Origin of the sequence: Desemzia sp. FAM 23990 (assembly GCF_045528485.1) — a bacterium.
Classification (GTDB): domain Bacteria; phylum Bacillota; class Bacilli; order Lactobacillales; family Carnobacteriaceae; genus Desemzia.
In genome coordinates, this window is the sequence record NZ_JBGQQW010000008.1 from 1 (window position 1) to 23132 (window position 23132).

19 protein-coding genes are annotated in these 23132 nt (G+C 37.8%); 3 read left to right on the forward strand and 16 right to left on the reverse strand.

From position 1 onward, the window contains the following. Window positions 1-227: 227 nt before the first annotated feature. From dnaI to murC, 8 genes are all read right to left on the reverse strand, one after another. The gene (gene dnaI, locus ACEN4I_RS04580) at window positions 228-1166 is read right to left on the reverse strand and encodes a primosomal protein DnaI (protein ID WP_407095745.1); all 939 of its coding nucleotides are present in this window, start codon (window positions 1164-1166) and stop codon (window positions 228-230) included. A 2-nt stretch (window positions 1167-1168) separates the two neighbouring features. Further along, complete coding sequence (locus ACEN4I_RS04585) at window positions 1169-2620, reverse strand: replication initiation and membrane attachment family protein (protein ID WP_407102252.1); 1452 nt, start codon at window positions 2618-2620, stop codon at window positions 1169-1171. Window positions 2621-2644: 24 nt separating this feature from the next. After that, window positions 2645-3112, reverse strand: a complete 468-nt coding sequence (gene nrdR / locus ACEN4I_RS04590; protein ID WP_407095743.1) for a transcriptional regulator NrdR — start codon at window positions 3110-3112, stop codon at window positions 2645-2647. 215 nt (window positions 3113-3327) lie between these two features. Further along, a complete protein-coding gene (gene coaE, locus ACEN4I_RS04595) occupies window positions 3328-3930 on the reverse strand; it encodes a dephospho-CoA kinase (protein ID WP_407102251.1) in 603 nt (200 codons plus the stop codon). Between the two features lie 16 nt (window positions 3931-3946). Next, entirely contained in the window at window positions 3947-4825 is an 879-nt protein-coding gene (mutM, locus tag ACEN4I_RS04600) for a DNA-formamidopyrimidine glycosylase (protein WP_407102250.1), read from the reverse strand. 25 nt (window positions 4826-4850) lie between these two features. After that, entirely contained in the window at window positions 4851-7511 is a 2661-nt protein-coding gene (gene polA, locus ACEN4I_RS04605; protein ID WP_407102249.1) for a DNA polymerase I, read from the reverse strand. A 137-nt stretch (window positions 7512-7648) separates the two neighbouring features. Continuing rightward, window positions 7649-9130, reverse strand: coding sequence for an Msr family ABC-F type ribosomal protection protein (locus ACEN4I_RS04610; RefSeq protein ID WP_407095739.1), 1482 nt, complete (start codon window positions 9128-9130; stop codon window positions 7649-7651). Window positions 9131-9423: 293 nt separating this feature from the next. Next, a complete protein-coding gene (murC, locus tag ACEN4I_RS04615) occupies window positions 9424-10755 on the reverse strand; it encodes a UDP-N-acetylmuramate--L-alanine ligase (protein WP_407095738.1) in 1332 nt (443 codons plus the stop codon). A 483-nt stretch (window positions 10756-11238) separates the two neighbouring features. Between murC and ACEN4I_RS04620 the strand changes: the two genes are divergently transcribed. Continuing rightward, window positions 11239-12060: an aldo/keto reductase gene (locus tag ACEN4I_RS04620; RefSeq protein ID WP_407095737.1), complete on the forward strand. Its 822-nt coding sequence runs from the start codon at window positions 11239-11241 to the stop codon at window positions 12058-12060. A gap of 138 nt (window positions 12061-12198) precedes the next feature. Next, window positions 12199-13599 (forward strand): FAD-binding oxidoreductase, encoded by a 1401-nt coding sequence (locus tag ACEN4I_RS04625; protein WP_407102247.1) that lies wholly within the window; start codon window positions 12199-12201, stop codon window positions 13597-13599. Window positions 13600-13984: 385 nt separating this feature from the next. Here ACEN4I_RS04625 and ACEN4I_RS04630 read toward each other — a convergent pair whose 3' ends face one another. The 6 genes from ACEN4I_RS04630 to pepA all read right to left on the reverse strand — a co-directional run bounded on the left by ACEN4I_RS04630 (window position 13985) and on the right by pepA (window position 20784). After that, window positions 13985-14443 carry a DUF305 domain-containing protein gene (locus ACEN4I_RS04630; RefSeq protein ID WP_407102246.1) on the reverse strand — a complete coding sequence of 153 codons (459 nt, stop codon included), beginning with the start codon at window positions 14441-14443 and terminating at the stop codon, window positions 13985-13987. Window positions 14444-14877: 434 nt separating this feature from the next. Continuing rightward, entirely contained in the window at window positions 14878-18081 is a 3204-nt protein-coding gene (locus ACEN4I_RS04635) for a DNA translocase FtsK (protein WP_407102245.1), read from the reverse strand. 178 nt (window positions 18082-18259) lie between these two features. Beyond that, a complete protein-coding gene (ytpR, locus tag ACEN4I_RS04640; RefSeq protein WP_407095785.1) occupies window positions 18260-18868 on the reverse strand; it encodes a YtpR family tRNA-binding protein in 609 nt (202 codons plus the stop codon). A 5-nt stretch (window positions 18869-18873) separates the two neighbouring features. Continuing rightward, complete coding sequence (locus ACEN4I_RS04645) at window positions 18874-19341, reverse strand: universal stress protein (protein WP_407102244.1); 468 nt, start codon at window positions 19339-19341, stop codon at window positions 18874-18876. A gap of 33 nt (window positions 19342-19374) precedes the next feature. Beyond that, a complete protein-coding gene (locus ACEN4I_RS04650; RefSeq protein WP_407095732.1) occupies window positions 19375-19686 on the reverse strand; it encodes a thioredoxin family protein in 312 nt (103 codons plus the stop codon). An 18-nt stretch (window positions 19687-19704) separates the two neighbouring features. Beyond that, on the reverse strand, window positions 19705-20784 hold the full coding sequence (gene pepA, locus ACEN4I_RS04655) for a glutamyl aminopeptidase (protein WP_407102243.1): 1080 nt from the start codon (window positions 20782-20784) through the stop codon (window positions 19705-19707). Window positions 20785-20971: 187 nt separating this feature from the next. Here pepA and ACEN4I_RS04660 point away from each other — a divergent pair, with 187 nt between their 5' ends. After that, a complete protein-coding gene (locus ACEN4I_RS04660) occupies window positions 20972-21310 on the forward strand; it encodes a PepSY domain-containing protein (protein ID WP_407102242.1) in 339 nt (112 codons plus the stop codon). Between the two features lie 109 nt (window positions 21311-21419). On the opposite strand, the gene trmB is transcribed toward ACEN4I_RS04660, so the two are convergent. Continuing rightward, on the reverse strand, window positions 21420-22061 hold the full coding sequence (gene trmB, locus ACEN4I_RS04665) for a tRNA (guanosine(46)-N7)-methyltransferase TrmB (RefSeq protein WP_407095729.1): 642 nt from the start codon (window positions 22059-22061) through the stop codon (window positions 21420-21422). Between the two features lie 127 nt (window positions 22062-22188). After that, a complete protein-coding gene (locus tag ACEN4I_RS04670; protein WP_407095728.1) occupies window positions 22189-22971 on the reverse strand; it encodes a phosphotransferase family protein in 783 nt (260 codons plus the stop codon). Window positions 22972-23132: the final 161 nt, after the last annotated feature.

Genomic DNA, 23132 nt, shown 5'->3' on the forward strand with positions numbered 1-23132 from the left:
CCAGTATATTCCCCCACAATCTCACCCGTGGAAACTAGAATCTTTCAAAAGATATCTTCGCAGTGTCGGAAAAACACTCGAAGAGTACGAAGCTGAACAAACAGCTTAAGACTAATTTTAACAAATTTGGTCACATTAATGCAAGCTTTTGCGAAGTAAAAGCTTGCATTAATGTGAGCCTTATTTTTAGGACATTTTAACTTTCGCTTGACAGTTTTTTCAACATTTTATTCTTCATATTGTTGTTGGCGTCTATTGACACCTTGCATGGTAATTTCTTTCGCTAAGAAACGGATACGTTCCATAATTCGCTGAGCTTTCAACGGCTCATCTTCCCCACGTTGAGTGAACGTCAAATGTTCTTCCAACTGTTTCATATCAAGATTGGAAGAAAAGAAAGTCGGCAGCTGTTCTTGCATTCGATATTGCAAAATAACCCCTAAAACATCATCTCGAATCCAGCTGGACATGGAGTCTGCTCCGATATCATCCAACATTAAGATAGGCGCCCGCTTAACGGCTTCGATTTTTTCACCTGTCGTATTTTGACCTATGGATTGTTTCATTTCTACCGCAAAAGAAGGGAAATGCATTAAGGTAGATGAATAGCCGCTTTTTGCTAGTTCATGGGCAATCGCACCAAGTAAATAGGTCTTTCCTACACCGAATGAACCTTGTAAATATAGCCCTCGGTGAAACTTCTTCGGTTCATTCAGATATGCTTCCACAAAATCAAAAGCTTCTATCTTTGCTTGAAGTCGTTCATTCGTAGTTTGAAACTCCTTGAGTGTTGCTTCACGAATACCTTTTGGCATATCCATCGAATGAATCAAATTCTTAATACTTTTCTCCCTTTGTTTTGCCACTAATTCAGATGTTGGCACATAAGTCACATCAATATAGTGGTGATTCATAATCAATTTGGGTTGATATCCAGGAGCCAATTGATTGTCTTTATTATTCTGGTATTTTTTCTTTTCATTGACAAATTCGTACAATTTAGCTGCGCTTTTTTCGATAGCTGCTCGATCCAGTTCCTCATTGTGCTCTTGGATAAACTGTACGACATCTGTATCATTCATAACGTCTTGCATCAAGTTGTTGAACTCTTCGTTCCATTTTCTCTCTTTGATGATTTTTGTCAGGCTTTTTCCTACATCATCCATGATTACTCACCTTCTTTTTGCATATTCTGAATACGTGCCAGTCTTTCTTGAAGTTGTTTTTCCGCTTCTGGACTAATCGAAGTTTCTTTAGGTGTTTGGTACCCTTCTTTTGCCCAATCTGGCAGCTTCTCTTTGCGAACAACGTTTTTATTCCGTGAATAGTTATTATTTGACCGCGCAGCCGAAGTATTTTGCTTCCGGTCTTGATTCTTTTGGTATTTCTCTGCGTTTTCTTGGTACAGGTCACGTACTTTCTTCAAAGCAGCTTCTGGTGTTTTGATCTCATTTTGAGCCCAATCATTCGATATCGTATAAGCCAGTCCCTTTTCAAAAACGACTTTTCCTTGGACGACCAAAATGTAATGGATCAAGATATTGATCACCGGATTCGATAAATGAGATTTTTTTACAATGTCTTCCAATGTCCATTCTTCTGGTTTAGAGATGTACCCATTTTTCTGTTCTTTGATATCGTTCATAAATTCAGCCGGAGAATACTGCTTGCTGGCTTCGATCACTAGAATATCAGAGTCTGAAAAACCTTGGTGTTTCAAATCTTGTTCCCTTTGTGATTGAGTGGCCGTAGTGACTTCTAGTTCTTGTTGCACAACATCCTGCAACTGTATTTTCTCTTTATTTTCGCGGTGGAAATCATCAACAATATTTTTCTTCAATTTGCGTGCATCAATAACGCCTGTATCCATATCTGATGCTTCCAAAATATAATGCTGCATCGACAATTCATTAATAGCATACATATGGTGCAACGTCAGAATCGTTTCACGAATATCCGCTGTAATCGCCGAACGATTTACATAGTGCTGATTTAATCCATTGTAAAAGAAGTTCCAATCAAATGTGTCAGCATTCAAAGTGACTGCAGATTCCGCTGCATCCCCAATCAGTGAACGAGAGGATTTGAATAAGGTCTCATGTTGTTTCAACTGATCTGTATTCATATGATAGACATCCAAAAAAGACTTCGTAATTTCAGCATATTGATCTTTATTTATGGGCTGGACTGAAAATCGATTGCGCAATTGCTTGAATTTTCGTTCACCCACTCGCTCCAATAACAATAAACTAAATAAATCTTCTTCAAAAAAAGCTTTACTCGTTTGAGGTTTTTGGAGTTCATAGACATACAGCTTTTCGGGCTCGGTTTGGACAAAAGTTTTCAATAAGCCGATAGCTTCCAGTCGAATTCTGGCTTGATACACTTCTGGCATTCCGAGATTCAATAACGACAACAATTCTGCGTGAAGAATCCCTTCACTCCAAAATGTATCTTTCTCTGTTTCTGTCCACAACGTCATATATAAACTGTAGGCTGCAGAACCAATTAAAGGTTGATACAAAAAGGTCAGAATCTGTTGGTCGATATCCGAAAGCAATGCACTCTGTTTGACCATAAATCCATCTTTAGGACTCAGGTTTTTCCAAGGATACGACATACTTGGCTACTCCTTTCGTATCACTTATTTCTTTTCGGTTTTCTTCCGTTCCAATTCTTTCATTTCTTCCATAAAAACTCCAATGTCTTTAAACTGACGGTACACACTAGCAAAGCGAATATACGCTACATCATCGACCTCTGCTAATTTTTCCATCACGTGTTCTCCAATAACCGTTGAAGACACTTCATTTTCTCCTAAACTACGGATATCATTTTCAATTTCATTCACAATTTTTTCCATTTGATCCATCGGAACAGGTCTCTTCTCACAGGACCGGATTACACCCCTAAGGATCTTTTCACGGTTAAATTCTTCGCGATCGCCATTCTTTTTCACTACTAATAGTGGAACACGTTCAATTCTTTCAAATGTTGTAAAACGGTATCGACACGATTCGCATTCTCTTCTACGACGAATAGCTCGTCCTTCATCTGCTGGACGGCTGTCGATGACCCTAGTTCCATTGTGTTGACAGCGAGGGCATTGCACTGTTCATCATCCTTTTTTTAAAAGTATTTTTTTGTATAATCATCCTATTGTACTTTGTTATATAGCCTATTATAACACAGATAGGAATTCTAAAAAACAGCTTATTCCTTATCAGAACAGGTTTTCCTTTTCCAAACCCTTTTTACAAGAACTGAAAAAAGCTAACGAAATCAGATAAATTCTGATGATTTCGTTAGCGTGTTGTTGCATCCAGGTTATTTACGAAGATCTTGCTTATCAAGCCAATACAACACTTGGTGTTGAGTGTTTTCTTTGGAGCCGTTGTTATCGATCACAAAATCGGCTTTCATGATTTTTTCAGTAATGGATTGTTGAGCAGCTATCTTTTGTTGAGCAGCTTTGACATCAATTTGATCTCGCTGCATCAGCCTCTCCAATTGTATACTGGGTGTAGTGGCTACCACCATTACTTTTTCTACATCCTGATCATATCCACTCTCAAATAGTAAAGGAATATCCAACACTATTAGTGGAGCTCCTTGATCAATGTACTTTTCTTTTTCAGTCTGAATCCAGACAGCTATCAAATCACCCAGTATATGATTTAATTTTTTTAATTCCGCTTTGTTTTGAAAGACAATTTTTCCCAATGCTTTGCGGTCTAAATTCCCGCTGGTCATTACGACCTCTTTCCCAAATGCAGCTTCTATCCGTTTTAACCCTTCTGTTCCTGGCTTTACTACTTCGCGGGCACCGACATCAGCATCTACTACAGGTACGCCAGCTTGTTTAAAAACATTGCTTACAGTTGACTTTCCAGTAGCAATACTGCCGGTCAGACCTAAAACAAAAGACATTTGAGTCCCCCCATCCTTAGCTCTCGCTCTTGACTTCATCCGATACTACAGGCAAGACATTTTTTTCAGTCCATTTTTGACAGTGTGCACAGTAATGCGTGCCCCGTTGAGCAACTTTCATTTTTTGAATCGGTCTTCCACAATTGATACACGGTTGTCCTGTACGTCCATAAACGGTTAGTTTTTGTTGAAATTGCCCGGCTTCCCCTAATGCGTTAAGGTAAGATCGTATCGTAGTTCCTCCCGCTTTGATGGCATTCCCCAACACTTGGATAATGGCTTGATGCAGCTTTTTAACTTCTGCCGGCTTCAAAGAATTGCCGGGTCTTATGGGGTGTATCTTAGCTTTAAATAAAGCTTCATCTACATAAATATTTCCTAATCCCGTTACCAATCCTTGATCCAACAATGCTGGTTTTATGGCTTTTTTAACGCGGCTTAACTTAGATTGAAACGGTTCTAGCAAAAACACCTCTGTAAAAGGCTCGGGCCCCAATCGCTGAATTCCAGCAACCGTTTCTTCCTCTCCCAGAGAGACCAGTTCCATCCGTCCAAACTTACGAACGTCCAAGTACCGAATATCTCTGCCGTCTGTCAGATGAAAAACGACATGTGTATGTTTTTTTAATTCATCTTCAGAAGGAACCACTTCATATTTCCCTTCCATGCGCAAATGTGAAATCAAGGTATAGTGATCAAAATCCAGCAACAAAAATTTTCCTCTGCGCCTAAATTTCCGCAAGGTTTCCCCCAATAATAATTCTTTAAAAGCTGCACTCGATATCGCTCCCGCAATAATCCTATCCCAATACACAGAGACATTTTGAATCGTCACCTGATTTACTGTCGCCTCAAGACCTTTGCGGACAGTTTCAACTTCTGGTAATTCCGGCAAACTTTATTTCCTCCATTCCAACACTTTACTTCGCTTCGTACCAGCTTTGGCCGAAGTTGCTGTCTACTTTCAACGGCACGCTCAAATCGACGGCATGCTCCATTACATCTTCCACCATTTTCTGCAAAGCCGGGATTTCTTCTTCTGGTGCTTCAAAAATCAACTCATCATGCACTTGCAATAACATCGTCGCTTTCAGATCAGATTCTTTTAACGCTTGAGCAATTTTAATCATCGCTACTTTCAGAATATCTGCAGCACTACCTTGAATAGGCGTATTAATAGCTGTTCTCTCGGCAAATGAACGCAAGTTAAAGTTGCGTGAATTAATGTCTGCCAAATAACGGCGACGATTGAACAACGTCTCCACAAAGCCCTTTTCTTTTGCTTCTCTGACGACATCTTCCATATAAGCTTCAATACCAGGATATTTTTCGAAGTACGTATCAATAAATTGCTGTGCTTCTTTACGTGTAATTCCTAAGTTTTGAGACAATCCATAATCACTGATACCATAGACGATTCCAAAGTTAACAGCTTTCGCACGTCGGCGAATGTTAGCTGTCACGTCTTCTGGTTTATCAATACCAAATACACGCATAGCAGTACTGGAATGAATATCCTGCTCTTCTATGAAAGCTTCTTTCATATGTTCATCATTGGAGATGTGAGCCAATACACGCAATTCGATTTGTGAGTAATCTGAGGCAAAAATCTTCCAACCAGCTTTTCTAGGTACAAACGCTTGGCGTATTTTACGACCTTCTTCCAGACGAATCGGAATGTTTTGCAAGTTAGGATCAACCGAACTCAAGCGACCTGTACGAGCAATAGTTTGCATATAGCGCGTATGCACTTTACCAGTATCCGGACGCACAACTTTTAATAATCCTTCTACATAAGTAGATTGGATCTTCGCAATTTGCCGGTAGTTTAAAATAAATTCCACGATTGGAGCTTGATCCTGCAATTGTTCTAGAACCCCTACAGCTGTTGAATAGCCTGTTTTGGTCTTTTTGATTACTGGATAACCCATTTTTTCAAATAAAATAACGCCTAATTGTTTCGGTGAATTAATATTGAATTCTTCACCAGCTTCTGCGTAGATTTTTTGTTCGATTTCTTTTAACTGAATCGCAAATTCATCTCTCATTTCTTCCAATCGTTTACCATTTACGGTGATTCCTTGGATTTCCATATCAGCAAGAATGATCGCTAATGGCAACTCGATATCTGAAAACAACTCTTTTTGATCGTTGGCAACCAATTTTTCCATCAAGGCAGGTCCCAAAGTAGCAATAGCTTTTACCTTTCGAGCCAAGTGCGTGTGCATAACAGAAATATCTTCAGGAACTTTGATTTTAGCTCCTTTTCCATAGACACTTTCGTCTCCAGCAACATCATGGTAATCGTACTCTTCTGCAATGGCTGCTAAATCATTGGAGTTGTCTTTCACATCCAGCAAATAAGCTTCTAACAATACATCATATTGAATAGCAGATAACTTAATGCCGTAACGATCCAAAGCCACATAGACTTGTTTAGCATCAAACGCAGCTTTTGAAAGAGACTCATCTTCTGCCCATTTTTTGAATACTGGAGAGGTTAAAATAGTATCTGCTTCTCCTACATAGATCCGTTCTGCATTTCCCCAACTGATGCCTACGATCTCCGCTGTGTGGTAGTTGTCGTTCAACATTTGTACATAGAGAGCCATGTCTTTTTCAAACATGTCTTCGGTAACTTCTGTCACGACTTCATACGTAATCTCTGTACGATTGGCTTCTTTTTCAGCATCTAATTCTGTAGTATCCAGATTGCTTAAATGAGATTTGAAATCCATCTCTTTATAGAATTCCGTTAATTTCTTCAAATCTGCTCCATGATACTCTAAATCGTCTATCGTAATTTCAAGAGGTGAATCGGTATCGATAGTAGCCAAGCGTTTACTCATCAGCGCAATATCTTTTTCATTGATCAAGTTTTCCTTGCGTTTGCTTTGCTTCATAGCACCGATATTCTCATAGACACCTTCAACCGAACCATATTCTTGCAATAACTTCAACGCTGTTTTCTCGCCAATCTTGGTAACACCTGGAATATTATCGGAACTGTCCCCTGCTAACCCTTTCATGTCGATAATTTGTAAAGGGGAAATCCCCATTTCTTCTTTGATCGATTCAACTGTATACGGTTTGAGATCAGAAACACCTTTTTTTGTAATATCTACACGAACATTTTCTTTAGCCAACTGAGTCAAATCACGGTCACCAGAAATGACCACTACATCAAATTCTTCCGGATCCACTTTGATAGATAAGGTTCCTATAATATCATCAGCCTCATAGTTCACCAACTCATAATGCGCAATCCCAAATCCTTTTAACAAATCACGCAAATAAGGCATTTGCTCTGTAAATTCACCAGGCGTTTTAGAACGTCCAGCCTTGTACTCCGGAAAATATTCTGTTCTAAAAGTCGTATTTCCTGCATCAAAAGCCACTAAAATATGAGTGGGGTCTTCTGCTTTCAGCACACTTTGAATCATATTATGGAATCCATATAAAGCATTGGTGTGCAGGCCATAATGATTTTTAAATTTTTCCAATTGAGCGTGTAAGCCAAAGAAAGCACGAAAAGCTACGCTACTTCCATCGATCAGCACTAATTTCTTTTTTTTAGTCATTTTATGTCTCCTCATAACCATTATTTAGCTGGTTTTCAGCTCCAAGCTAACAAAGTTTTCTCTTTACTATTCTAACAAAAAAGCAAGTAGATAGCGAGAATCGAAGAAGCCTCTTTTCAAAACAACATCGAGCAATTTTATACAGGGTCTCCTTTAATTAAAGAAAACTCCTGATTTTTTATTTCCCAAACTTGGTCAGCTGCTTGATCCACAAAATATTGATCATGAGAAGTAAAAATAACTGTACCTGGATAACCTCTCATAAACTTTTCTAAAGATTTGATCGTTTGGATGTCAATAAAGTTAGTTGGTTCATCCAATATCAATACATTAGACGGTTTAATAAACAGCAAGGCCATGGAAATCCGTGTGGCTTCTCCACCACTTAACGATTTGAGTGGTTTCCTAATTTCCATTTGTGAAAAACCTAGATTATTCAATACAGAACGCACAATTTTTTCTGAAAAATCAGTTTGTTTCATCAAATAATCCAGTAGTGAAGAGGAATCAGTTAACTTGTACGCCATTTGTCGATACGTGCCGAAAACTACTTTCGGAGAAAGAGTGACGCCTTCTCCATCTGATAAAATAGATTTTAATAAAGTCGATTTTCCACTTCCGTTTTCTCCAATAATAGCGATTCGTTTTCCAAGAGGAAATTGAAAGTTTGCTTTTTTCAAAAGCAGCTTATTTCCTCCGTATAAATCGATATCACTGCCTCTAATTGGGAATCGGTTGTGTATCGCTAATTCTTCGCTAGCAGGAAATCGAATTTCTTTCGTTTCTTGAAAAGCTTCAACCTTTCCCAGTTGTTCAATTCGTTTTTCCATCGCTTTAGCTGTTTTTTGAACATTCTTTTGAACAGTATCTTTTTGTTTGGAGGAAGACAATCGATCGGGACGAATCGCACGTTTCTTTTGTTTTTCATTGACTTGACTTATTTTTTGAGCTTGTTGCTTTTTTTGTTCTACTGCTTGTTCCAAGCGTTTTTTTTCTTTCGATACTTTTTCAAACTCTCTTTGCTGTTCGCTTTTTTCTTGTTCTTTCTGTCGCACATAAGCTGAATAATTCCCTGCATATTCTTGAACAGTCCCCTTGTCTACCTCCCATATTTTGGTTACTAACTGATCTAGAAAATAACGATCATGGCTTACTACAATCAATGTTCCATAATAATATCTTAGTTCTTCAATTAAAAATTGGACGCTTTCTCGATCCAAATGGGTTGTTGGTTCATCCAACAATAACCCCATTTGATATAGAGACAGTGTCTGAGCCAGTCTAAATTTGGTCTCTTCTCCTCCACTCAATGTTTCGATGGCATTATTCGGCACTTTGAGTCGCCCCATAATGTGAGAATCCAACTCTGCAGCTTGTTTTGTTTCATCCATCTCTTCCACCTGATGAAAATAATTAAATACTACCTGACGATTAATCGTTCCGGAATTTGGTTGCAACTCTCCACTTATCACATTCAATAAGGTGCTTTTTCCTTGTCCATTTTTACCTACCACTCCAATACGCTCATTTTGATAAGCTGTGAGCTGTTCAATCCATAAGACCTCTTTGTTTTGAAAACTGACTTCCATATTTTTTAGCTCAATAGATAATTCTTCCATTATATTTGCACTCCTTTAGTATAGTCCATGCAAATCAACAGTTTTTAGGTACGCAAAAAAGAGATAGATCCCCCTATCTCTTTTTTCGACATTTATCTCAATAGTTTTTTAAGGATTTGAAAATGGGTAGACTGCTCCCTAATATCTGTCAATATAACAGGACCTTTTAAATGGTTATTTAATTAACGATTTAAAAAGTTAGTGCGCAATCTCATTGATGCTGCCATTTTCAAATCCTCCATTCCGTTTTTAGTTCTCTCATTGTACCACATTTTTCTACTGTATTAAACAGCTTATTGATTACTCAATGAAGTTTGGCTTAATAACGTTTCATAAGCTTTTTCAAATTTTTGAACATCACCAGCACCCATAAAGATCACAACTGCATCGTGGTGGTTCAATAATGGAGAAACATTGTCTTCCGTTAAAATCGGAGCTCCACCGTCAATTTTAGCCGCTAAATCATCGATTTTTACAGAGCCTTGCTCTTCTCTGGCTGAACCAAAAATATCACACAAGTAGACACTATCTGCTAGATTTAGGGAATCAGCAAATTCACTCAATAACGCTACTGTACGTGTAAAGGTATGAGGTTGGAAAACCGCAATGATTTCTTTGTTTGGGTATTTCTGACGAGCAGCATCCACTGTGGCACGGATTTCTGAAGGATGATGAGCATAATCATCAATGATCGTCATATCTTCCATTTTCTTTTCCGTAAAACGACGTTTGACACCTTTAAATGTCATTAAGTTTTCTTTCACTTTTTCAATATCAATGTTTTCATATTGGCATATCGCAATGACAGATAAAGCGTTCAAGACATTGTGTTTACCAAATGTAGGAATTTCAAAATGTCCAAAATATTCCTCTCTCATATACACATCAAATTCAGAACCTGTTGTAGAACGCGTTAGATTTTTAGCTTGGAAATCATTATTTTCTTCAAATCCATAATACAAAATAGGTACATTGGCTTGAAGTTGTTGCAATTGTTCATCGTCTCCGCACGCAACGATCGCTTTTTTTACTTGATGAGCCATCGTTTGGAAAGCATCAAAAACATCTTCTACGCTGGTAAAGTAATCGGGATGATCAAAATCTACATTTGTGATGATGGCATAATCCGGCTCGTACGCCAAGAAATGACGGCGATATTCACAAGCTTCCAATACAAAGAAATCTGCGTCAGGAACTCCATGACCGGTTCCATCTCCAATTAAATAGCTGGTATCTTCAATATTCCCCATAACATGTGCCAAAAGACCTGTTGTACTGGTTTTTCCATGTGAACCTGTAATCGCAATACTGGTATAATTATTGATCAAAGCACCAAGGAATTTATGGTAACGAACCACTTCAAGTCCAAGTTCATTTGCCGCTACAATTTCGTCATGCGTATCTGGAAAAGCATTCCCTGCAATAATAATTTGCCCTTTTTTTATGTTGTCTTTATTAAAAGTCATCATTGGAATATGAGCTTCTTCAAGACTTTTTTGGGTAAAGAAATATTTTTCTATGTCAGAACCTTGTACCTTAAAGCCTTTATCATGCATGATCAATGCTAAAGCACTCATTCCAGAACCTTTAATCCCTACAAAGTGATAAACTAATTCTTCATTCATATTTTTATTTCCTCCATATAGTCATTCAAGCGTCACGAGTCTACACGCCTTAACCCAACGCCGTTTTTTAGATTCAATGTTTTTTTTCAACAAAAAATAAATCAACTTTTTCTATCTCAAAGTTAATTTTAGTCTCAATAGAGCTCCAGCTTGTTTACATGCTCAGAACGGATTCAGTATACCACGATTTAATTTAGACGGAAACTCAAAAATGTCAAAAAACTTATTGTTGTAAAGACTTCATAATAATAAACCGCCTTCATGACAGATCTTTAACATAAATAAGGCTTTTCATTGAACAACCCCCTTCTTTTTTACTATTAAAATAGAGTAGGATAATGAAATTTTATATTTACTGCACTAATTCTACTGGTACACAACTGAATCGTGTTGTCTCCTAACTTATGAGTAAAATAGTAGCGAAAACCATTTCATTGCGGTAAAGTAAGTGTGTTAACTAATTATCTAGAGGAGGATTCATAAATGGCTCAAAAGAACACGTTTATTTTTCACAATGGTGTAGAAATTCCGCATATTGGTTTTGGTACTTGGCAGATTCCTAATGATGAGGTTTACAAACCAGTCAAGATTGCCTTACAAAATGGCTACCGTCACATCGATACTGCTGCAGCCTATCAAAACGAAGAAAATGTAGGAAAAGCGATCAAAGATTTTGGTTTAGAACGTGAAGAAGTATTTATTACCAGCAAATTGCGTGCCAGTATCAAAGGCTACGATTCTACTATAGAAGAGTTTGAAAAAACGATCGCTGAATTAGGGGTAGATTATCTAGACCTGTATTTGATCCACGCTCCATGGCCTTGGGAAGAAAAAGGAAAAGATTGTACTGAAGGAAATATACAATCTTGGAAAGCTATGGAAAAATTGTACAGTGACGGAAAAATCAAAGCCATCGGTGTTTCCAATTTTGAAATATCCGACATTCGGGCGATTATTGATCAATGCGATATCGTTCCAATGGTCAATCAAATTCCTTTCTACATCGGTCGTTACCAAGCGCAAAAAGAATTGGTTGAGTTTTGCCATGAACACAATATTGTTGTGGAAGCATACTCTCCTCTTGCAACTGGAGAATTGTTAAACGGTAAAGAAATTACTGAAATGGCCAAAAAATATGACGTAACACCTGCTCAAGTCTGCTTACGTTATTGTTTAGAAAAGAATACATTGCCTTTACCAAAATCCACTCATGAAGGACGTATTATTGAAAATACGCAAATAGACTTTGAATTATCTGCTGAAGATGTAGCTTTATTGGATACCGTCAAAGACGTTCGCAACTAAACTGCGGCATCTAAGCAATGGAAATTTTTTCCGTTGCTTTTTTGTTTAGAAAAATAGTTGTCAGATCAAAGGCTGAGTGCTAAAGTAAATGCAACGGTTTTCAAATCGTGTATATGGATTTAAAAGGAGATTTAATCATTGAATAAACTACATTCTATACCAGAAAATGAATTAAACGAACTAACAAAAATCATTTCAGATACTGATCGTCTTTTTGTGGGCGAAGCAATCCCCGAAGATTATATCTATGATGAATACGCTGGAGAAACAGGGGCTATTTATGCGGTCGCTTTACCAGTGACAAAATCAGAAGTTATTCAATTGGTCAAATTTGCTAATCATGTCGACATCCCGATCATTGCTCGCGGTGCTGGTACTGGCTTGTCTGGAGCTACTGCACCTGTTAAAGGTGAACTGATCATTGATGTTCATTTGATGAATAAGATCATCGGCTTGGATGAAGAAACGATGACGTTAACAGTTGAACCTGGTGTTTTACTAGGCGAGATCCAAGAATTCATCGAGAAAAAAGGCTTCTTTTATCCACCAGATCCAGGTTCAAAACATTCTTCTATTGGCGGTAATGTAGCCACAAACGCCGGTGGAATGCGTGCAGTTAAATACGGTGTTACGCGTGATTATGTCAGAGAACTAGACGTGGTTTTAGCTTCTGGTGAAGAAATGACTTTGGGTTCATTGAACATCAAAAGCAGTTCGGGCTATGATTTAAAAGACCTCTTTATTGGTTCTGAAGGAACACTTGGTATTACTACTCTGATCAAGCTGAAAGTAATTCCCGTTCCAAAAGCCAGCTTGTCAGCTATCGTCGCTTTTTCAACTTTACAAGATGCAACTAAGGCTGTGTTGGACATTTTAAAACATGGCGTTGATCCTACTGCATTGGAGTTTTTCGAAAAAGACGGAATCGCGATCAGTGAAAAAGAAAACAACTTGCCCTTCCCTGTTCAAAACGGACAAGCCTTTTTATTGCTGACTTTAGATGGCGACAGCAGCGAGTCAATTGAAAGCCGTATGGTCTTGCTTGAAGAAACTGTTAAACAACACCATTTAGTAGAACTATTGCCATTGACAGATCCTGCTGCTGAAAAGACAGCCTGGTTCTTACGAGACACACTACTGACTGCAGTTGTGAATTATACCGAACAAGTAACACTGGACGAAGTTGTTCCGATCAATCAGCTGGCCACTTTGTACCAATACACAAAAGAATTGGAAGCAGAAAGCGGCTTGAGTATGATCAGTTTTGGTCATGCTGGAGATGGAAATCTTCACACTTGTGTGGCTCGAGGCGAAGTTCAAGATCAAGCAGAATGGGAAACCAAACGAGACGAGGTTTTGCATAAACTATATGCAAAAATTGGCGAACTAGGTGGATTACCTTCCGCAGAACACGGTATTGGAGTCATAAAAAAAGAATATTTTGCTGCTCTGACAGCCAACATCAACATTGATATGATGCGCAAAGTCAAAGCTGTCTTTGATCCTGATAATCGATTAAACCCCACAAAAGTATTTTAATTTTTTATTTTTAAAAACAGTTATTCTTTCATCTATCTTAAGATATTAAGCAGGCTTGCTGATATAAAAGAAAACGAAAAGGCATGACCAAGTCCATACGTTAGGTCATGTCTTTTGTGCTAGTTTTTATTTAGTGCTCTTGTTTTTCGTTTAACTCTAATGCTGGTAATTTTTTGTCTTTAGTTAGAAGAACTATGTGATTTCTCAAATCCTTTAGTTAGGAATAATTTTTTAGCTCCATTCTCGATAATGGACTTGAATGAAATAATAAATAGTGCTGTGCAAATAAAATCTGTTGATTTCGCTATAAAGAAATCAACAGATTTTATCTTTTCTAACACATAAGTAATTAGATTAAACCAATTTTTTGTAACTATATTGTTTTTTATTCTTCTCCGTTTTCTTCAATATCTTCAATCAGTTTCTTCATTTCTGCAATTTCTTTTTCTTGGGTTTCAATAATTTCATCTCTTAATTGTTGAGCACGAGGATCTGAAATATTTGCCCGTTCACTGGTTAAAATAGCAATCGAATGATGAGGTATCATTGCTCTCATCCATGAAGTATCGTCTACTGTACTTTGACTTCTCACTAGCCAGAGAGAAAGACCGAAAGTAACAATAGAAATCCCTAATATAATGTAATTTAATTTCTTTTTCTTATACATATTCCACATAAACAACAACATAATTACAGCCATTACAGATCCCATCATTATAGCCATGTACACACGAGTCTCACTAAAAGTAAAATGGTCCAACTCAAAGATATTAAAAAACATCAAAAAGTACATGAACACTGTCGAAGTCAATATCATTAATCCAAAACGAATATAACTCTTCATACTTAATCCCTCCATAAAAAATGTCTAACAAAGTTTATGTAATTGTCCGAATAACGTATACGATATACTAACATTTATATTTATTGTTTGTAAAATAATCAGCTTTAATTTTCTTTTCAATCAATAAGCGACACAAATCTCAAGTTATAAATGAACTGAAATTTATTGCAAAATAAGATAATTGATGATGCATACCACTCAACCTATGCCTCTATGAGTAACCCAAATAGACCTAAATATTTTTGCGGAATCAAAAAGAGCTTATTGAAAGACTTCAATAAAATAAGTTGATGAGCACTATGCCCCTAGGAACACAAAATGATTTCAGGTTCCAAATAAAAAACAAAAAATTTTCCTGTCTAATGTATCCTATAAATCTTATCAAACAAAATCAAAAAGAGATCTTCTATACAATCAGAAAATCTCTTTTTCTATTATAAAAACTTTTCTTCGTAATCGCTGCGTGTTAAAAAGACATCTCTGGGTTTTGAACCTTTATTTTCTGAAATCAAATTTTCACTTTCCAATGTATCGATCAAGTTAGACGCGCGGTTGAAACCAATTCTAAATTTGCGCTGCAATGAGGAGGCAGAAACAGTGCCTTCATCAATAATGAATGGCAGTACTTCGTCAAATAAGTCATCTTTCCCTTCCAAAGCTTCAGCTTTAGCTAGAAGAGATTCAGATTGGAACAAATAGTTTGGTTCTTGTTGTTCTTTGATAAAATCAACAATATCCTCTATTTCTTCTTCTACATAGGTCCCTTGAATTCGCGTTGGCTGGTTGACTCCATTTCCTTGGAATAACATGTCTCCTCTTCCAAGAAGCTTTTCAGCTCCACCTGTATCGATAATGGTACGTGAGTCCACTTGACTGGAAACCATAAATGCCACTCTGGTTGGAATATTGTTTTTGATCGTACCTGTTACCACATCCACACTAGGACGTTGGGTAGCGACTATCAAATGGATTCCAGCAGCTCGTGCTTTTTGCGTGATCCGTGCAATAGAATCTTGGACCTCATTGCTGGCAACCATCATCAAATCAGCCAACTCATCAATAATAATGACAATATAAGGTATTTTCAAGGCGAAATCGCCACTGGCTGCTACCTTTTTATTGAAGTGGTCAATATTTCGCACTCCACCGGCAGCTAATTTTTGGTATCGTTCTTCCATTTCATTTACAGCCCATTTTAAAGCTTCATTAGCTGCTTTCGGTTCTGAAATGACTGGGGATAATAGATGCGGCAAATCATTATATGGAGCTAATTCTACTGCTTTAGGGTCAATTAATATTAATTTCACTTCATTCGGAGTGGCCTTGTACAACAAACTCACTAAAAGTGAATTGATAAATACACTTTTTCCTGAACCAGTAGCTCCAGCAATCAATCCATGAGGCATTTTATCCAGTGTTGTGACAACTGCTTCACCTGATAAATTCACACCCATTGCGATCGTTAACGGAGATTCGCTATTTTTGAACGTTTGGCTTCCGATTACTTCTGCAATCATGACAGGACGAGATTTTTTGTTCGGAATTTCTACACCAACTGTACTTTTCCCTGGTATAGGTGCTTCGATTCGAATGTCTTTAGCGGCTAAAGACAATTTCAAGTCATCAGATAGATTTGTGATTTTATTTACCTTGACACCTCGACCCAATTGCAATTCAAATTGAGTGATAGCAGGACCAATCGTCCAACCGACAACTTGGGCTTCAACATTAAATGCCTCTAGTGTCTCGTTTAAAATTTCCGCTTGTTCCAATACCCAATCGTCTATGGCATTAGGCTCAAAAGTAACAGGTTCTTGTAAAAGGTCTAAAGAGGGATATTGGTAATGCAATACTTGTTTTTCGGCACTGTAACTCTCATCTGGTTTCCATCCTTCAGAATCCTCTTCTTCTTGAGTGTCGTTGATTTCACTGACTGCTTCTACATGAATTTCTTCCGAAGTTTCTTCATCATCAATCCACATGTCGGTTTCTGCCGGTTCCTCGGGGAATTCACCTGTTTCTTCAATGACCTCTTCAAAAGAGATAGTTTCAGGTTCCATCTGTTCATCCAAAGTCATCCCATCCTCTAAAATAGGGTCTTTTAGAGCTGGTTTTTCACTTTTTATGAAAGATTCTTCATCAATAACCTGTTTCTCCGGTGGAGTATTTTCCAGTACATCACTCATCAATGTTGGATGGACATCTATCACTTCTATATTAGCTGCTTGACCTGCTTCTGAAGCAGCCTCCTCCTCTACGAGAACCGCATTTTTCAGTCTAGGAGCCGTGTCTTCTAAAAGTTTTTCCAGTTCATTTGACTGTTCTTCTCCTTGCATAGCCCTAGCCAAAAGTTCCGTAATGGTTGCTGGCTGAGACGAAAATTCTTCGAATGCAGCATCCTGTTCTTGAATTTTTTCTTCACTATCCACAGGCTCTTCTACGGTATTCTCTTCTTCCGTCACTGGAGTCTCATGATTTGAATCAGTGTCTTCCACCACAAGAGGACCAGCTTCAATGATTTCTTCCGGTTCATCTAAAGACTCTTCTTGTTGAGTTCTATCTGCAAGTTCCGATAATTCTGCTGATGGAGATGCTTCTTCTGCTGCCAATTCTTCTATTTCAGTATAATCTGCTTCAACTATGAACGGCTCTTTTGAAATCAGTTCATTTTCTTCAACAGTAGTCGCCTCTATATAAGGCTGTTCGTCTTCGAAAAGTGATTCTAGTTCCTCTACTTGTTTACCTTGCTTAGCTCTAGCCAAAAGCTCTGAAATGGTGGCCGCTTGTGCTGCAGGTTCATCTTCTGTTTCTCCAAAGTAACGCGCGATGTTTCTTCCTTTGTTTAACCGTTCGTCTTGTTCGTCACGAATCATACCTGCTAGAGAACGAGATAATCCGCGTTTCTTAGTTTCTTTCACGACTGAGTCAACATCTGCTTCATCAAGTACTTCAGCAGAACCAACACTTTCTTCCGGAAGAATGATTGCAGGTTGGCTTTCTTGAACCAGATAATCAGTCTCTTGAGCTGTTTCATCATGGATGTTCGAAGTTTCATTCACCTCTTGATTTAAGTCTTCTTCAGTTTCTTTTTGACTTGAACTCATAGGTTCATGTGAATCCTTTAAAACAGGAAGATTATCGGTTTCAACAATCACTTTTTGTGGGGTGTGATCCATTTGCTGCTGATTTTCCTGTTGTTCCAGCACTTCCAAAAACTCTGTTTCTTCCGTTCTATCTTCTGACTTCAAGACTTGTTCTTCGCCTAATTCAGATAAATACTCATCAAATAATAAAAAATCTGCTGGTTGTTTGGATAAGTTCTCATAAATAAAAGCATAATTGACGCTTTCTTTTTTCTCTTCTCTTCTTTCTTTATAACCATAAAAAGGAGACGGCACTTGTTTTACTTTAAATGGAGTTGAACTGCGGTCTTCTTGATAAGACGTTACTTTATGCTTTAATCCTTTTGAGGACAACAGTGGTTCCTCTGACTGTTTAGTTTCATGTTGTTTATAAAATGGGACATCGTTTTTATCGGATTGTGTTGGTTTTATTTTGACTTCATGAGGAGATGCTGTTTGCTTTTTTCTCTCTGATTGAAGTTGTCTATGAAAGACAGGACCTTGGTATTTGGCCATAATTTGGTCTCCTCCCCTCTTATTGGTACCTAAGCCATTTTATCACAAATCCATATCCGATAGTAGCGTTCCCTGGAAGATGTATCAAATGAAACCATTTATAATTTCCGTTATTTAGACAAAAAAGAAGCTGTCTCATGTTGAGGCAGCTTCTTTCTTGATTAGAAGCGACAGGTCTCTAGCCTTTAAACACTTCTCCTATAACAGCCGTTTCTGGCAATACTAGGATACCTTTTTCGTTTGGAGCATTTTTAAGCTCCAATTCACGTGCCGAACAAATCATTCCGTGACTAGGTTCTCCTCTTAATTCTCCATCCCAAATGACCATTCCATTGGGCATCATTGCACCAACTTTGGCAACAACTACTTTTTGTCCTTGAGCAATGTTAGATGCACCGCAGACAATTTGCACAACTTCACCGTTGTCGATTTCTGTTTGAGTGATATTCAAGTGGTCCGAGTCAGGATGCGGAACACATTCTTTTACATACCCTACAACAAATTTAGGTCGGCTATCCGCTTCTAACGCATCTTCAAATCCAGCAGCTGATAAAGCTTGATTCAATGAATCAATTTCTTCAGCAGATAAAACGACTTGACCATTACCAGCAATTTTTACGATTTCAGAAACGTCAAAAAAGTTGTATCCTACTGTTTCATTTGTTGATTCGTTAAAGATACGAGCAACATTGTCTTTTCTTTCAAAGCTTTGTTCTACTTTTTCGCTGTTTTTCAGCATGACGATCAATGTATCGCCAACACCATTCTTATTATAACTACTTACAATCATTCTTATTCCTCATTTTCCAATTCATTTTTGACAATTAAAACATCACATGGTGCTGTACGCAAAATGTGTTCACTCACACTACCAATCATCCAACGTTCCACTGCATTAAGACCTGTTTGACCTACGATGATCAAATCTACTTCATAGCGCTTCGGAATATCCTCGGCTAATAACGTTCTTGGGTGTCCTTTAGCCATTTCAATAGTAACATTTGTTACACCCTGGGCTTCTGCTTCTGATTTATAACCAGCCAGTTGGTCTTTCATGTCATCCGATTCTGTAATGATTCCTTCTGTATATAAAGCAGGCATTCCCATACTGTATGTTCGGGTATCTACGACATGAGCAATCACCAAATCACTATGATTTCGTACAGCAATTTTAACGGCTTTCTTGTATGCATACTCGGCTGAAGCACTTCCGTCCACTGCGACCATAATTCTTTTGTATTCTTGAATATCTTTTGCCATGATAATCCCTCCAAATTAGTTTCTATCTAACATCTAAAGTGTGGAAATAAATTTTTCGACCTCTTCTTGAGTCTTACGGTCTTTATTCACGAATCGACCAATTTCTTCGCCTTTTTCGAAAGCTACAAAACTTGGAATACCGAAAATAGACAATTCACCGCATAAATCGATAAATTGATCGCGATCGACTTCGACAAATGTTATTTCAGGATGATGCTCAACAATTTCGGGCATCACTGGTTTGATGAAAGAACAATCTCCACACCAATCGGCAGTAAAGAAAAAGATTGTTTTGCCTTCCGCAGTTAACGTTTTAAATTCTTCCATTGTGGTTAATACTTTCATTTACTTCGCTCTTTTCGCTTAGTTATTTTTCAAAATCGTTTCCAGTGTGCTACGGTCTAATGTACGAACGATATGCATCAACATCTCTTTTGCTGCTGCATAATCGTCCATATGGAACACCGTTTGATGCGTATGGATGTAACGCGCACATACTCCGATAACTGCACTTGGAACGCCATTATTCATCACTTGGGCTGCTCCAGCATCTGTACCGCCTTTAGAAATAAAATATTGATATGGGATATTATGTGTTTCAGCCGTATCCAATAAAAATTCAAGCATTCCTTTTAGCGTAATCATACCAGGATCTTGCAAGCGTAGTAAGAAGCCTTCTCCCAGATGACCAAATTTAGTTTTATCGCCTGTTAAATCATCTGCTGCAGAACAATCGACAGCGAAGAATAGATCCGGTTTTAACATATGCACCGCACCTTTAGTCCCACGCAAACCAACTTCTTCTTGAACGTTTGCTCCAGCGATCAACGTATTTGGTAATTCTTCTCCAGCTAATTCTTTTAACAACTCAATGACCACTGTCGTTCCATAACGATTATCCCAAGCTTTAGAAAGAATTTTCTTCCCATTCGCCATTTTGACGGTTTCAGCAAACGGTACAATAGCATCTCCCGGGCGAACACCATAAGATTCTGCTTCTTCTTTCGAATCAAATCCAGCATCAAATAAAATATCTGCTACATCTGGTGCGCTTCCTTTTCCATTTGTACCTCTTAGTAAGTGAGGTGGCACAGAAGAAGATACACAAGGATAATCTCCTTTAGCTGTTTGCAAAGTAAATCGTTGCGCTGAAACAACATAAGGATTCCAGCCGCCTAGAGGAACAACTCTGAATAACCCTTCTTTAGTAATATTGGCAATCATAAAACCCACTTCGTCCATATGGGCTGCAACCATAATTCTGGGAGCGTCCTCGGTTTTGCTTTTGCGGATTCCAAAAATCCCCCCTAAACCGTCTTGCTTGATCTCATCTACATAAGGAGTGATTTCTTTGCGCAGTTCTTTACGAACGCGGTGTTCAAATCCACTGGTCCCTTGCAGCTCGGTCATTTTCTTAATTAAATCAAATGTAGTTTGTTCCATTCTGTGCAGTCACATTATCTACTAATAGAAACTGTGCCGCTTCCCCCTTTCATGTGTTGGGATTTCTCTTTCCATTTAATTATAACTGATATCCCCTTTAATTTTAAGGTAGAACTCTCTAATTTCTTTTTTCCCTCGAAATAAGCTATACTGTATGTGTAGAAAAATAGAGTCAGGAGGTATGAGTATGACATGTAAAAATAACCTTACAACCACTCTGAGCATATGTGGCGGTGTTTTATTTGGCGCAGGAGTAGTCGGCGGGTATTGCTTAAATAATTATGTGAAAAAAAATAAACCCTTGAATGGCGATAAAATTCTGAAACGAGTGAAAAAAGCTTTTTTAGAAGAAGGCCCTATTGAAGGTTCGTGGATCGAACTCACGAAAGTTCCTATGCAAAAATTCGCTTTAAAAACGAAAGTTTACTATGGCGGTATTTCTCGTATAGAAGAAAATGATTTAGTGCAATACGAATTTCTAGCCGATGCTTATACAGGTACTATTTTAGATATTTATCGTCTTTGATCAGAATGAACTAAAAAATCAGCAGCAGAATATATTCTGCTGCTGATTTTTTTCACTTTAAGCTAGGAAATTTGTATAAAATTGGGTTGTTTCATTTTTGAGCAATTTTTTAAGCTCTGAATTGGGCTTCTACTCTGTAGATACGGTTTCCTTTATTGGAGAATTTCTCTTCGTATTCAGTCATTACATTGCCTTCAAAGTTGCTGTTGTGCAAATCCAACCAGACTTGTTTTAGGATCATGCCATACTGTGAAAAACTGGCTAATGAATATTCAAATAAGCCTTGGTTGTCTGTTTTGAAGTGTATCTCTCCATTTGGCACCAAAATTTCTTCATAACCAGCAAGGAATGTTTTATAGGTCAAACGTCTTTTTTCGTGTTTATTCTTTGGCCACGGATCTGAAAAATTCAAGTAAACTCGATCGATCTCATTTGCTTCAAAATATTGAGTAAGCTCTCCACCGTTTACATGAAGCAATTGAAGATTCGGCAATTCAGCTTCGATTAATTTGTCCAATGCTGTTACAATCACACTCACTTGAAGTTCAATTCCGATGTAATTGATTTCTGGATGTAATTTAGCCATCTCATAAATAAAACGGCCTTTTCCTGTTCCTACTTCAATATGGATAGGATGGTTGTTGTCAAAACGTGATGACCAGTTCCCTTTCAATTCTTCTGGATTTTCAGGAATAAATTGTGGATAGCCGGCAATTTTTTCAGGTGCTTCTGGCTTATTTCTCAAACGCATATCATTTTCTCCTCTTCTATCAGTTCTTCCATTTTTAATTCAAGGAAAAGGGAGCAGGACATATTGTCTTGGCTCCCTGATCGATGATTGATTTCAATATAAGTTCTAAAACAAATAATAGATATAGTCAGTTGATCGTAACCAACTCTTGTAATCGAATAATGTCTTGATTCATTTTATAGAATCGAGCTTTTTTATGGTGTTGTTTAATTTGAATCAGATAATTCATTGCTGCATACCATACCATTTTTTCGGTCAGTTCTTCTGTCAGCTCTATCCCATAATGAGATAACCAGGATTTCCAATCATCTTTTTCAATGTATTGGCACAGCAAAACGCCTAAATCTCTGGCTGGATCGCACAGCATTGCAGAGTCCCAGTCCACTAAGTACAGTCGGTTTTCATCTGATAATAACCAGTTTTTACGATACACATCACCGTGACAGACTCTTAAGCTAGAGGATTCTACTGCTGGCATGGTATCTAACAATTGATGAAATACATCTCTTAAAAATGAATGTTTTTTTAAATCTAACGGAAGATCGGTTTGGTAATCACTCAGTAGATCAGTTGGTCTAACTTCTTGTCCTCCAACTCTTGTCAGCATTCTTCTTAAGTTTTCAGAATTATGAATACGACTTAGCAAATGCGCCACGTCTAAAGATGACATTTCATCTTTTTTCAAGGTACGTCCATTCAACCACTCTTGGGCTGTTAAAACATCTCCATTACCAATTCGTTTCGTCCAAATCAATCTTGGAGTGATTCCTTCAACAGAAAGTGCAGCCAAAAAAGGTGAAGAATTCCGCTTTAAAAAAAGCTTTTCCTCAGCCTTAGTTCCCATATAAGCTTGTCCAGTGTCACCACCGATTGGATGCAACTTCCATCCAGAATTATATTCTAAGTCCATACCAAAATCATTCCTTGCTATAAATTAAAAAGCAAATTATTTACCCTTTGGACAAAAAAAGACAGATATCAGCTCAGACATCCATCCTACTCTTCGTTATCTATTTTAGATACAAAACTACCATCAGTCAAGCAACAAATTCAAAAATACAGAACTTCTAA